The sequence below is a fragment of the Pseudomonas palleroniana genome (assembly GCF_003031675.1).
GTDB classification, from domain to species: Bacteria; Pseudomonadota; Gammaproteobacteria; order Pseudomonadales; family Pseudomonadaceae; genus Aquipseudomonas; species Aquipseudomonas palleroniana.
In genome coordinates this window covers 1-11,956 of sequence record NZ_PYWX01000001.1, presented here as the reverse complement: position 1 = coordinate 11,956, position 11,956 = coordinate 1, and the positions used below count along the sequence as shown (strand labels likewise).

General features: G+C 59.9%; 10 protein-coding genes. All 10 read right to left on the bottom strand.

Annotation, left to right across the window (positions count from 1 at the left end; translation table 11 throughout):
* Position 1 precedes the first annotated feature (1 nt).
* Entirely contained in the window at positions 2-361 is a 360-nt protein-coding gene (locus C9383_RS00050) for a flagellar protein FlaG (protein ID WP_060756047.1), read from the bottom strand.
* Between the two features lie 75 nt (positions 362-436).
* Positions 437-1,879 (bottom strand): flagellin N-terminal helical domain-containing protein, encoded by a 1,443-nt coding sequence (locus tag C9383_RS00045; RefSeq protein WP_090369512.1) that lies wholly within the window; start codon positions 1,877-1,879, stop codon positions 437-439.
* Between the two features lie 267 nt (positions 1,880-2,146).
* Positions 2,147-3,076, bottom strand: a complete 930-nt coding sequence (locus C9383_RS00040) for a ketoacyl-ACP synthase III (protein WP_090369511.1) — start codon at positions 3,074-3,076, stop codon at positions 2,147-2,149.
* A gap of 277 nt (positions 3,077-3,353) precedes the next feature.
* Positions 3,354-4,937 carry a flagellar hook-associated protein 3 gene (locus C9383_RS00035; RefSeq protein ID WP_090369509.1) on the bottom strand — a complete coding sequence of 528 codons (1,584 nt, stop codon included), beginning with the start codon at positions 4,935-4,937 and terminating at the stop codon, positions 3,354-3,356.
* Between the two features lie 14 nt (positions 4,938-4,951).
* Positions 4,952-6,988: a flagellar hook-associated protein FlgK gene (gene flgK, locus C9383_RS00030; protein ID WP_090369507.1), complete on the bottom strand. Its 2,037-nt coding sequence runs from the start codon at positions 6,986-6,988 to the stop codon at positions 4,952-4,954.
* A gap of 10 nt (positions 6,989-6,998) precedes the next feature.
* Positions 6,999-8,261 carry a flagellar assembly peptidoglycan hydrolase FlgJ gene (gene flgJ, locus C9383_RS00025; RefSeq protein WP_060756052.1) on the bottom strand — a complete coding sequence of 421 codons (1,263 nt, stop codon included), beginning with the start codon at positions 8,259-8,261 and terminating at the stop codon, positions 6,999-7,001.
* Between the two features lie 4 nt (positions 8,262-8,265).
* Positions 8,266-9,375, bottom strand: a complete 1,110-nt coding sequence (locus tag C9383_RS00020; RefSeq protein ID WP_162492708.1) for a flagellar basal body P-ring protein FlgI — start codon at positions 9,373-9,375, stop codon at positions 8,266-8,268.
* 6 nt (positions 9,376-9,381) lie between these two features.
* Positions 9,382-10,077, bottom strand: a complete 696-nt coding sequence (flgH, locus tag C9383_RS00015) for a flagellar basal body L-ring protein FlgH (protein WP_060756053.1) — start codon at positions 10,075-10,077, stop codon at positions 9,382-9,384.
* Between the two features lie 53 nt (positions 10,078-10,130).
* A complete protein-coding gene (flgG, locus tag C9383_RS00010; RefSeq protein WP_060756054.1) occupies positions 10,131-10,916 on the bottom strand; it encodes a flagellar basal-body rod protein FlgG in 786 nt (261 codons plus the stop codon).
* Positions 10,917-10,984: 68 nt separating this feature from the next.
* The gene (locus C9383_RS00005) at positions 10,985-11,725 is read right to left on the bottom strand and encodes a flagellar basal body rod protein FlgF (RefSeq protein WP_060756055.1); all 741 of its coding nucleotides are present in this window, start codon (positions 11,723-11,725) and stop codon (positions 10,985-10,987) included.
* Positions 11,726-11,956: the final 231 nt, after the last annotated feature.

Below are 11,956 nucleotides of genomic sequence, written 5' to 3'. Positions count from 1 at the left end.
TTCAGACTTTCGCGTCAAACAGCACGCTACTGGCGTCGTGAAGGCTTTGCGCGAGCTTCAATGCGGCTTCCGAAGGGATCTGTCGGATCACTTCACCGCTGTCGGTCGCAATGACTTTGACCACCACTTGATGGGTAGAGTCGTCGATTGAAAATTCCAGGTTGCGCTGGGCATCCTGAACAAATTTGCGAATATCCGCCACCGCCTGTTTAAGGTCGGACGGTTTCGAGTCCTGCTGGGTTTCGACCGCGGCAACCGCAGGCTTGACCTTGGTTGTCTGCGAGTCGTTGCTCACAGGGGCAGGCGCGCTCTGCGGCGGCGCCGCAGGATAAGACAGGTTCAACTTGACGCTCATGTCCATGTCCAGTCACCTCATCACGCAAAAGACAAAAGGGCACGTAAACGCGCCCTTCCGTCAGTCATCTACCCATGGCTATTACTGAAGCAGCTTCAGTACAGCGGAAGGCAGTTGGTTGGCCTGGGACAGGATCGCAGTGGAAGCCTGTTGCAGGGTTTGTTGCTTGGTCAGCTGAGCGGTTTCAGCAGCGTAGTCAACGTCCTGGATCTGACCGCGAGCGGCGGTGGAGTTGTCGGCGATGCTGGTCAGGTTGGCCACGGTGTTGTCGAAACGGTTTTGTACAGCACCGAGACCTGCACGCTGGGAGTCGATGTCGGAGATCGCCTGGGTGATCACGTCAATCGCGTTTTGCGCGTTGGTAGAGGTGGTTACGTCAGTGTTGTTGACGGTGGTTTTCGCGGAGTTGGCAGCAGTACCGGCTGCGGCGAACACGCCCGTTACACCAGCGCCGTTCAGGGCGTAGCTGTTGGAGGAGTTCAGCGAAACCTGGCCAGTTGCGATGATCGCGGTAGCGGCCAAGGCAGTAGCAGTACCGAATGTGCCGTTACCACCTTTGGTAGCGACCGAGATACCAGCAGCACCGGCGTCACCAGCGTTGAAGGTCAGGTTCTCACCGGTGTCGGACTTGACCGACAGAGCGTTGGTCGACGAATCGTAGTTAACGCTGATGCCCAGCTTGGCAGCGTTGGACTTCAGTTGGTCAGCCAGGTCGGAAGTGCTGGTCACGCCAGTGAACTGAACTGCGGTACCGCTGCCCACTTGCAGAGTGAAGTTGGCGTTCGGAGGAGTAGCAGCAGCAATGGTAGCCGCGTTCACAGTGAACTGGGCTTCAGTGCTGGCGGTAGCGCTCAGGCCGCCGACAGCGCCGTTCATTTGAGCAGCGATCTGCTTGGCGGAAGCACCGGCAGCGATGGTCACGTTAGCAGTCTGGCCACCACCGGTAACGGTGATAGCACCACCAGCGACGCCGGTTGCGGATGGCGTCAGGGCCTGGGTTTTCAGCTGTTGCGAACCGATGTTGTTGGCCGCTACGTTACCGATGGTCATGTCGATGGTCTGGTTGGCGTTGGCGCCGACCTGGAACGAAGTGGTACCGAAAGAACCGTCCAGCAGGTTCTTGCCACCGAAGGTGGTGGTGGTTGCAATACGGGTCAATTCAGCAGTCAGAGCCGCGTATTGAGCCTGGTTCGACTTACGGTCTTCAGCGCTTGGCGAGCCGTTGGCGGATTGCAGAGCCAGGGTACGCATGCTTTGCAGGATGTTGGTGGACTGCTGCATCGCGCCTTCAGCGGTCTGGGCAATCGAGCTACCATCGTTGGCGTTCTTGATCGCAACGCCCAGGCCGTTGATCTGGCTGGTCAGACGGTTGGAGATCTGCAGGCCGGCCGCATCGTCTTTGGCGCTGTTGATACGCAGGCCGGAGGACAGGCGCTGCATGGAGGTTTGCAGAGAATTGGAGGCGTTGTTCAGGTTCTTCTGAACAGTCAGCGACGCAAGGTTGGTGTTTACTGTTAATGCCATGACGAAATCCTCGTGGGTGGTGTACTGCGGCTTCCGGCCCTGGCAACCGCCGGGTGTGCCTAGAGAACCTTCGTAATAGTTATCGTCGTGAAGTCAGGTTGCTTGAGGACTTTTTTGATTTTTTTTACTAGCACGATGCCACCCCTTGTAATTCAAGCATTTACGCTAGCCCAATCGCCCGTAATTGCCAGGTTTTCTGACGTCAAATAAAAAACGCCCAGGCTTTTTTCAAGCCTGGGCGTTTTTGTGTGCGGTGCTATCAGGGCATCACGAACGATAGAGAATCGCCGAACCCCACGACAACCCCACTCCAAAGCCGCTGATGGCCACACGTTTCCAGCTACCGTCCAGCATGTGCTTTTCCAGCAACAGCGGAATACTCGACGACACGGTGTTACCGGTCTCGACCATGTCCTTGATGAACTTCTCAACCGGTGCATCTTCGAAACGCCGGGCCACCGCGTCGACAATCGCCGCACTGCCCTGGTGAATGCAGAAGGCATCGATCTGGTCAGGCGCAAGGTTCGACTCGTCGAGCAACTCGTGCAAATGCGCCGGCACTTTGAGCAAGGCGAAGTTGAACACCTGGCGACCATTCATGAAGAACACGCCGTCGCTGACCTTCAGATGTGGCGCACCGGAGCCATCGGTGCCGAACTTCGACTTGCCCAGTAACCACGGTGCGTCCTCGCCCATCCAGGTGGCGGTGGCAGCATCGCCAAAGAGCATGGTGGTGTTGCGGTCTTCCGGGTCGACGATCTTCGAATACGGGTCGGCGGTGATCAGCAGGCCGTTTTTCAGGCCAGTGGCTTCCATGAAGCCCTTCATCGCATAGATGCCGTAGACGTAGCCGGAGCAGCCCAGGGAGATATCGAACGCGGCCACATGGGTCGGCAGGCCCAATTTGTCCTGGACGATGGCAGCCGTGTGCGGCAAGCCTTCCTCGTCGCCGTTCTGGGTCACGACGATCAGCGCGTCGATGGATTCGCGCTTCAACTGCGGGTTGTTGGCAAACAGAGCGTTGACCGCCTCGACGCACAGGTCGGAGGTTTCCTGCGCAGCATCCTTGCGTGGCAGGAACGCCGAACCGATCTTGCCAATGATGAAATCTTCATCCTTGGCGAATTTGGCGCCCTGGGCGTAGTTATCCACCCCGTCTGCCGGCACGTAACTGGCGATGCTTTTTATGCCAATCATTGTGGCTTCCCAATACTAAATAGCTGGAGAACACCCCAGGGACTGCGCCCGGAGTGCTGACAATAAAGGGGAAAACCCCGTAAAAAACTCGCTGAAAGCCGCCCCGCAAGGACCCTGTGACGACTTATCCTTTTCACACGATACAGTGAAGATGCGCTTAATGACTCACAGGTCACTCAATTTTGTTCGCTTTGTGCAAAACCGCGCAACGTTCCTGACACCCGAAACGACAACGGCCCACCCTGTTGCCAGGGTGGGCCGTTGGTCTGGACGCCGATTACATGCGGCTGAACAGGCTCAACTGGGAGATTTTCACGAAGGCCAGCTGCGAGGCTTGCAACATGGTCTGCTGCAAGGTCAGGTCAATGGCCGCCTGCCCCATGTCCACGTTCGCCAGCGACGACATGGTGGTGGTGTTGGCCAGGCCCAGGCTAGTGTTTTCCTGGCTCTGGATATCCAGGGCATTGTTACGCGCACCGATGGAGCCACGGACCTGGTCGATCTGCGCGGTCGCATTCGCCAGGTTGGCGATGCTGGTATTGACCACGTCCTTGAGCTGATTCATCGCCACCTGGCTGCCATCCGACGGCGTTTCCAGGGCCTTGCGTAACTGGCCCAGGGTATCCAAGGCATTCATGTTCTTGTTACTGGTAGCGCCGACCGAAAACTGGTCGCCGGCACCCGGCGTGCCACTGATGCCGAAGGTCACCCCGGCCGTGGTGACCGAAGTGGCACCGGCGGCGATGGTGCCACTGGCAATCGCCTTGCTGTCAGTGCTGTAAGGCTGGGCGAACACCTGGTAATCGGTACCACTGGTGAACTTGATCACCGCACCCGAGTTGGGAAAGGTGCTGGCATACGCCGCCTGGTCCGTCACACTGCCGCCGGTCAACTGCGCCGTGGACGGGTTGCTGGCCGTGCGCGAGACACTGAACGTATCCGGCTTGCTTTCCAGGGTGAACACCTTGCCCGCTACCAGCGCATCCGAAGCGGCACCGGGCGCGACACTCGCCCCCAGGTTCAGCGAGATGTCGAACTTGACCCCACGCAGGTTGACGCTGGAAGCGCCCTCCTTGGTCGCGTCAAACGTGCCGTTACCGGGGATCTCGGACGTCACGTCGTTACCGTCCTTGTCGGTCACGCTGTATTGAGTGCTGCTGGCGAAGGTCAGCTTATACGGCTGGCCGTCGGCAAAGTTCTTGATGTAATTGGTGCTGGAGGTGACCAGGCCTGCCGAAATCGCCACCTTGCCGTCATTGACCGCCGGCGGCAACAACGTGGTCTGAGTACGACCGGTGTTGGACGAACTTTCGAGCAGGGCCTTGCCGGTATCGCCCATGGCGATCGACAGGTTGCTCGATACCTGCAGGCTCAGCGGCGTCTCATCACCCTGATAGGTGTAGGTGCCGTCGTTGTTGCGTATATAGGGCGGCGTATCGGTCTTGGACCCGGAGAACATGTAGTTGCCACTGGAGTCCTTGCTGTTGAGCAGGCCCAGCACATGGTCTTCAAGCGCGCCGACCTTGCTGGCCAGCGCCTTGCGGTCGTCATCGCTGAGGCGCTGGTTACCGGCCTGCAACGCCAGCTCACTGGCCGACTGCAACGCAAGGTTGATGCTCTGCAGTACCGTTTCTTCGTTACCGAGCGAGTTCTGCAAGGTGGTGATGTTGCCGTTGAACTGGCCCAGCATGTCCTTTTGCTGCTGCAACATCAGCAATTGGGCGGCCGCCACCGGATCATCCGAGGCAGTTTGCACGCGAATACCGGAACTGGCCTGGTCCTGAGCCTTCACCACGCCCGAATAGTTATCCTGGTACTTGCTGGAGCTGGTGTCGAAATACTGCTGTGTAGAGATACGCATCGTTCCAGACTCCTTTAAAGGGCGTTGATCAGCGTGCTGAAGGTTTCTTGCGCGGCCTTGATGATCTGCGACGACGCGGTGTAGTACTGCTGGAACTTGATCATGTCGCCCGCCTCCTCGTCCAGGTTGACCTGGGACACCGAGTTGCTGGCCGCCTTGTTCGCCGCCAGCAAGGCGCCGGTGGCGGTGGTGTCGGTGTTGGCCTGGGCGGCCTTGGAGCCCACCTGGGACACCAGCCGGCTATTGGCGCTGACCAGGCTCACGCCCGCGTTGCCATCCACCGCACCCACCGTCGCCTTGGTCTGCAAACCCAACAACTGCTGGGCGTTGCGACCATCGGAGGTGGCGCCGCTGTTGAAAGAAAAGGTCGTGCTGTCGCCATTGGCCGGCGTGCCGGCCACCGTGGTATCGAAGTTAAAGCTCTTGCCCGGAATCAGCGCCCCGGTGGCATCGCGCATGGGCACATTGATGCTGATCTTGTTGCCCTGGCCCGGGATGATGCTGCCGGTACCGATCGGGTTGCCTTGTGCATCGCTGACGGTATATGGCTGGGTACCGTCCGCCGCCGGCTTGCCGAAGACCATCTTCACCGGCATCGAGTTTTCGATCCCGGTGCGCAATTGCGCGGTCGCGGCACCACCGTTGATATCAATGGGCACGGTCAAGGTAGGCGGTGTGAACGTGCCGGCGCCAGTGTTGGTCTTGCTGGCATTACCAGCCAAGGGTGCCGCAAATGCGAGCTTGTTCGGATCCTTGAGTTGGACGCCGATATTACTGGCCCCCGTGGCCGTCGGGCTGACTTTGAAACTGTCACCGGCCGCTACGGGACCGGCGCCGTTCAACGCCAGGGTAAAACCATCAATCACCGGCGGCGGCGTGGTCGTGGTATCGAACGAGCCCATCGCCTTGCCGTCCGAACGCACCACGTTGTACAGGTTGCCGCTGGTGAAGGTGACCTTGTAGTCGAAGGTCGACAGCTTGCTGGTGTCGGTAATCGTCACATTCAGATTGCCGGAGCCTGCACTGTTACCCGCAGCCGCCTGGCTGCGCTGGGCAATGGTGGCCGCAGTGTTGATATCACTGAACAGCGAGGAGCCGAAATCACTGTTCAGGTCCAGGCCCTGCCCCAACTGGGTGTTGACGCTGTCGGCGGTAGCAATGGCGATGCGCCCCAAATCGTTGATGGCCGGCATCAGCACATCACTGCGATAGCGCAACAGGCCGCCGATACTGCCGCCGGAAATCACCGAGCCGATGTCCATCTTCGTATCGCCCATGTTGAGCTGGATGGTGTACTGGCTGTTATCGGTCTTGCTCGGTACCGCTGAAATGGTATTGGCAATATTGCCCTCCACCAGCGACTGCCCGGTGCCAGTGGTGATACTGAACTGGCCGTTCTTCTCGGTAGCAGTGACGCCAATCAGCTCATTGAGCGAACGCACCGCCTCGTTACGCGCATCCAGCAGGTTGGCCGGCGCGCTGGTCGATGATCCCTGGGCGGTTGTGATCTGGTTGTTGAGCGAGGCGATCGACGACGTCAGCTTGTTGACCTGATCACTCAGCGTACCCAGTTGGCTGTTGATGCCTTCTTTCTGCTGGGTCAACTGTGTGGAAATCGAGTTGAAGCGGTTGCTCAAGGTCTGCGCGCTGGTCACCAGCAGTTGCCGCGCGGAAACATCGCTCGGCGTGGCGGCGGCGGTTTGCAGGGATGAAAAGAATGCGCTGAGCGCGGCGGACATACCCGTGGATTTGTCCGACAGGGTTTTGTCGATCGCCGCGGCCTGGCCCGCGTATGCGGTGGCATCGCTGTTGAGCGCGGTACTGCTCTGGTAGGCGGCTCCCAGAAAATCGTTATAAATGCGGCGCACATCCGCCAAGGTCGTACCGCTGCCGATGAACACCCCACCGTACTGGTTGTTGGCGCTGGCGTTCTGGGTGGTCTGCTGGCGCGAGTATCCCGGAGTATTGACGTTGGCAATGTTGTTACTCAGGACCGACAACGATCCTTGAGAGGCGTTAAGCCCTGACATCCCGATACTGAGCAAACTCATGATTCAGACCTTATAAATGTGTGGTCGCGCCCGCGGCAGCGTAATTCTGGTAACTGTTCATCGTTTTAGCGATCTGCGAAATCTTGCTGGCGTAGTCCGGGTCGGTTGCATATCCGGCTTTTTGCAACTCGCGTACAAACCGCTCCGGGTTGTCGGCTGATTTCACAACTTCTTTATAGCGATCATTGCTTTGCAGCAATGTCACGAGGTCATGGAAGCTGTCCTGGTAGGAGTTATAGGAACGGAATTGCGCCGTTTCCTTGACCATCGCGCCATTGCGAAACTCGCTGGTGATCGCGCGTGCCTGGCCACCCTGCCAACTCTGGCCGGCCTTGATACCGAACAGGTTATGGCTGCTGCTGCCGTCTTCGGCGCGCATCACCGACTTACCCCAACCGGTTTCCAAGGCGGCCTGCGCCACCAGGTACTTCGGATCGATACCGATACGCGCCGCCGCCGCCTTGGCCATCGGCAACATGGTGGCGACGAACTCATCCTGCGAACTGAAGGCTTTCTTCGCCGGCGCCAGTGGCGGCTGGGCGATGGCACGGCCATACACCTGCATGCGCCCGCTCGGTACGGCGAAGCTGCGGGCGGCACTGTTGACCACGTTGTCATCGGCAGCGCTGTTGCGCAGCGGCGCAGTCTTGGCGACGGCGGCGACCTCCGTACTCGGCACGATGCCCGCCAGCAAGCGATCGGTCAGCTTGCTCGGCAAGGCAATACGGCGCTGGTTCATCAGCTCCATATCATTGGCGTGGGCATTGCTGCCTTCCGGCACCGCCACACGGTAAGCCCACAAAGGACGCTGGCCATTGGAACGCCCCAATGGGCCTTCGGCTTGCGTGCCTGCGGCAATTTCAGTCGGCACATCGACTTTCTTGACCGGCGCATCCGCTGCCGGGCCTTGCAAGGTGGCCGCCTGGGCGTCCACCGGTTTGTTCTTCTGCATCTGGCGCATGAGCACGTCGGCCAGGCCGATACCGCCCCCCTCGCGCGACAGCGAGACCGCCAGTTGCTGGTCGTACATTTCCTGATACTGCTTGGCGGCCGGGGTGTTCATCGGGTTGTCCTTGCCCAGGGCGTCGGTGGCCGAGCGCATGGACTTGAGCATCTCGTTCAAGAACAGCGACTCGAACTCCTGCGCGACTTTGCGCATGTTGCCGTCGCTGTTCTTATCACCCACCTTGAGCTGGTTAAGCCGGTTCAGGTCGGAGTAAGCCCCCGAATCCGCCGTGCTGCTGATCCCACTCTTGCGCATATCCATGGCCATGGCCTCAGATCACGATCAGGTCGGCTTGCAAGGCGCCGGCCTGTTTCAGAGCTTCAAGGATTGCCATCAAGTCGCCGGGCGCTGCGCCCACCTGGTTCACCGCACGGACAATCTCGTCCAGGGTGGTGCCGGGGCCGAATTTGAACATCGGCTTGGCTTCTTGCTGGGCATTGACCCGAGAACGGGGCACCACCGCCGTCTGGCCATTGGACAGCGCCCCAGGCTGGCTGACGATCGGGTCTTCGGTGATGGTCACGGTCAGGCTGCCATGGGTCACCGCCGCCGGCGACACCTTGACGTTCTGACCGATCACGATGGTGCCGGTACGCGAGTTGATGATGACTTTGGCCACCGCCTGGCCCGGGTCGACTTCCAGGTTTTCCAGGATCGACAGGTAATCCACGCGCTGGCTCGGGTCCAGCGGCGCGGTCACACGGATCGAACCACCGTCGATGGCCTGGGCCACGCCAGGGCCGAGCATGTCGTTGATCTTGTCGACCACGCGCTTGGCCGTGGTGAAGTCGGAGCGGTTGAGGTTCAGGGTCAGGCTGTTGCCCTGGTTGAAGCCGCTCGGCACGGTACGTTCCACCGTGGCGCCGCCAGGGATGCGCCCGGCCGACGGCACGTTGACGGTGATCTTGGAGCCGTCGCGGCCCTCGGCGTCAAAGCCGCCCACCACCAGGTTGCCCTGGGCGATGGCGTAGACGTTGCCATCGATACCCTTGAGCGGCGTCATCAGCAAAGTGCCGCCGCGCAGGCTTTTCGAGTTACCGATGGACGATACGGTAATGTCGACCACCTGCCCCGGCTTGGAAAACGCCGGCAGGTCGGCACTGATGGACACCGCCGCCACGTTCTTCAATTGCACGTTGCCCGAGCCCGGCGGCACCTTGATGCCGAACTGCGAGAGCATGTTGTTGAAGGTCTGCAGGGTGAACGGCGTCTGGGTGGTCTGGTCACCCGTGCCATTAAGCCCGACCACCAGGCCGTAACCGATCAACTGGTTGGAGCGCACGCCGGAGATACTGGCGATGTCTTTCAGGCGCTCGGCCTGGGCGACTGCGCTCAGGGACAGCAACAGTGCTGCCGCCATCAGCTGTTTGAGTTTCACAATGACCACCTAGAAAGGGAACAGCGGGCTAAGGAAGAAACGGTCGAACCAGCCCGGCTGACTCGCATCGGCAAACGAACCCGTGCCCGAGTAGGTAATGCGCGCATCGGCAATCCGCGTCGACGACACGGTGTTGTCGGTGGAAATATCATCGGCCCGCACCATGCCCGCAATACGCACCAGCTCGTCACCGGTGTTGAGGGTCATCCATTTCTCGCCGCGTATGGCGATGATGCCGTTGGGCAATACGTCGGCCACGGTCACAGTGATCGAACCGGTCAAGCTGTTGCCCTGCCCCGCCGCACTCTTGCCGTTGGTGGCGCGGTCACCGGAATAACCGGCGTTCAGGCTCAGGTCACCGCTGCCCAGTGGGTTGTTGGTATTGGGCACACCCCCGAACAACGAGGTCAGGCCGATGCTGGTCTTGCTGGTCTTGCCGACCTGCGAGTTGGCGTTCTTGCTGGCCTGGGTCTTCTCGTTCAGGGTGATGGTGATGATGTCCCCCACCCGGAATGCCTTGCGGTCGCTGTACAGGTTCTGTTCAAAACCGGCCTGGTAGATCGAGCCATTGTTGGCCGCCGCCGGCAACGGTGTACGAGGCAACACCGGCGCGTAGTACGGGTCATTGGGTTTCGGCGTCGGGGCGACACAGCCCGCGAGCACGGCGATCCCACTCAATGCCAGAACAGAAACATAGCGATTCATGACCCTTACCTCACGGTGTTGCAGGCGCCTTCAAGAGCGCCCCATAGACTTGATTACAGATTCTGCGTGACGAACGAGAGCATCTGGTCGGCAGTGGAAATCACTTTGGAGTTCATCTCGTAGGCGCGCTGGGTGGTGATCATGTTGACCATCTCCTCAACCGTGCTGACGTTGGAGGTTTCCAGAGTGCTTTGCAGGGTGGTACCGAAACCGTTCAGGCCCGGGGTACCGATTTGCGGCGCGCCGCTGGAAGCGGTTTCCAGGAACAGGTTGTTACCCATGGCTTGCAAGCCGGCGGGGTTGATGAAGTCCGCGGTTTGCAGGTTGCCGATCACTTGCGACGCCGGGTTACCGGCCACGGTGATGGACACGGTGCCGTCATTGCCCACGGTGAAGGTCTTGGCGTTGGCGGGAACCACCACGGCCGGCTCCAGCGCGAAACCGTTGGCGGTGACGATCTGGCCGTTGGAATCGAGGTGGAACGTACCATCACGGGTGTACGACGTAGTGCCGTCCGGCTGCAGGATCTGGAAGAACCCACGGCCATTGATGGCCATATCCAGTGGCTGACCGGTTTGTTGCAGGTTACCGGCATTGAAGTTCTTCTGGGTGCCGACGATCTGCACACCGGTACCCAATTGCAGGCCCGACGGCAGCTCGCTGTCCTGGGTCGATTGAGCACCTGGCTGGCGCTTGATCTGGTAGAGCAAGTCCTGGAACTCGGCGCGATCACGCTTGAAACCCGTGGTCGACACGTTGGCCAGGTTGTTGGAAATGGTGGTCAGGTTGGTGTCCTGGGCGGACAGGCCTGTTTTGGCAACCCATAGAGCCGGAAGCATGTTGTTCTCCTTCGTGCGCCTGTTTGTTGGCGCCGCGTTGCAAAATTAGTCGTCAGTCGTCGCCGGCTTCAGCTCATCGATAGAACGCGAGTCATGGCCTGGTCGTCTTCCTTGGCGCTGTTCATCATCTTGATGTGCAGCTCGAATTGTTTGGAAAGCGCCAGCACCGAGGTCATCTCTTCCACCGCATTGACGTTGCTCGCCTGCAGGAAACCCGAGGTCAGCCTGACGTTCGCGTCGGCCTGCGCCGGCTTGCCGTCCTTGGTGTGGATGGTGCCATCGAGGGCCTTGGTCATGTTCTTGAGGTCGGGCTGAACCATCTTGATACGGTCTACTTCCGCCATCACCCGTGGGCCTTCACCCATGGCGCGGATACTGATGGTGCCATCGGCGCCCACTTCGATTTTCTGCTGGGGCGGCACGGCAATCGGGCCACCGTTGCCCATGATCGGCATACCGTTGCCGGCCCGCAGCACGCCCAGCGCATCCACATTCATGCTGGCGCTGCGCACGTAGGCTTCGCCGCCATCCGGGGTTTGCACGGCCATCCAGCCGTCGCCGCTGACGGCCACGTCCAGGTCGCGGCCGGTTTCGATCATGGCGCCCGGGGAAAAGTCGGTGGCAGGCCGCTCGGTCATCGCAAATGCCCGTGCGGGAAAGCTGTCACCGAACACCGGCATCGAACGCGCCTGCTCCAGGTCACGTTGGAAACCATTGGTGGAAATGTTCGCCAGGTTGTTGGCATGGGCCTTCTGCGCCAGTGCATTCTGGCTGGCGCCGGTCATTGCCACATAAAGGTACTTGTCCACGCTCTTTCCTCTTTCTGACGGACGCTTGCCGCCCACCGCTGTACTGACGAGGCTTAAGCAATTTGCGAACCAACTTTTAAAAAGAACCTGAAGTCCAGGCGGGGCGGGGGTTTTCGGGGGTGTCTTTAAAATTCAGGATCAGGGAATAGTCGGAAAAACGGCGGACTTATGCCGCCTGCGGCAAGCGCCCGTCTTATCAACGATAGAGATCAAATGTGGGAGCGGGCTTGC

What these genes read in the sequence shown, in the direction of transcription:
- C9383_RS00050 (WP_060756047.1), bottom strand. Translation starts at nt 361, where the DNA reads ATGGACATGAGCGTCAAGTTGAACCTGTCTTATCCTGCGGCGCCGCCG.
- C9383_RS00045 (WP_090369512.1), bottom strand. Translation starts at nt 1,879, where the DNA reads ATGGCATTAACAGTAAACACCAACCTTGCGTCGCTGACTGTTCAGAAG.
- C9383_RS00040 (WP_090369511.1), bottom strand. Translation starts at nt 3,076, where the DNA reads ATGATTGGCATAAAAAGCATCGCCAGTTACGTGCCGGCAGACGGGGTG.
- C9383_RS00035 (WP_090369509.1), bottom strand. Translation starts at nt 4,937, where the DNA reads ATGCGTATCTCTACACAGCAGTATTTCGACACCAGCTCCAGCAAGTAC.
- flgK (WP_090369507.1), bottom strand. Translation starts at nt 6,988, where the DNA reads ATGAGTTTGCTCAGTATCGGGATGTCAGGGCTTAACGCCTCTCAAGGA.
- flgJ (WP_060756052.1), bottom strand. Translation starts at nt 8,261, where the DNA reads ATGGCCATGGATATGCGCAAGAGTGGGATCAGCAGCACGGCGGATTCG.
- flgH (WP_060756053.1), bottom strand. Translation starts at nt 10,077, where the DNA reads ATGAATCGCTATGTTTCTGTTCTGGCATTGAGTGGGATCGCCGTGCTC.
- flgG (WP_060756054.1), bottom strand. Translation starts at nt 10,916, where the DNA reads ATGCTTCCGGCTCTATGGGTTGCCAAAACAGGCCTGTCCGCCCAGGAC.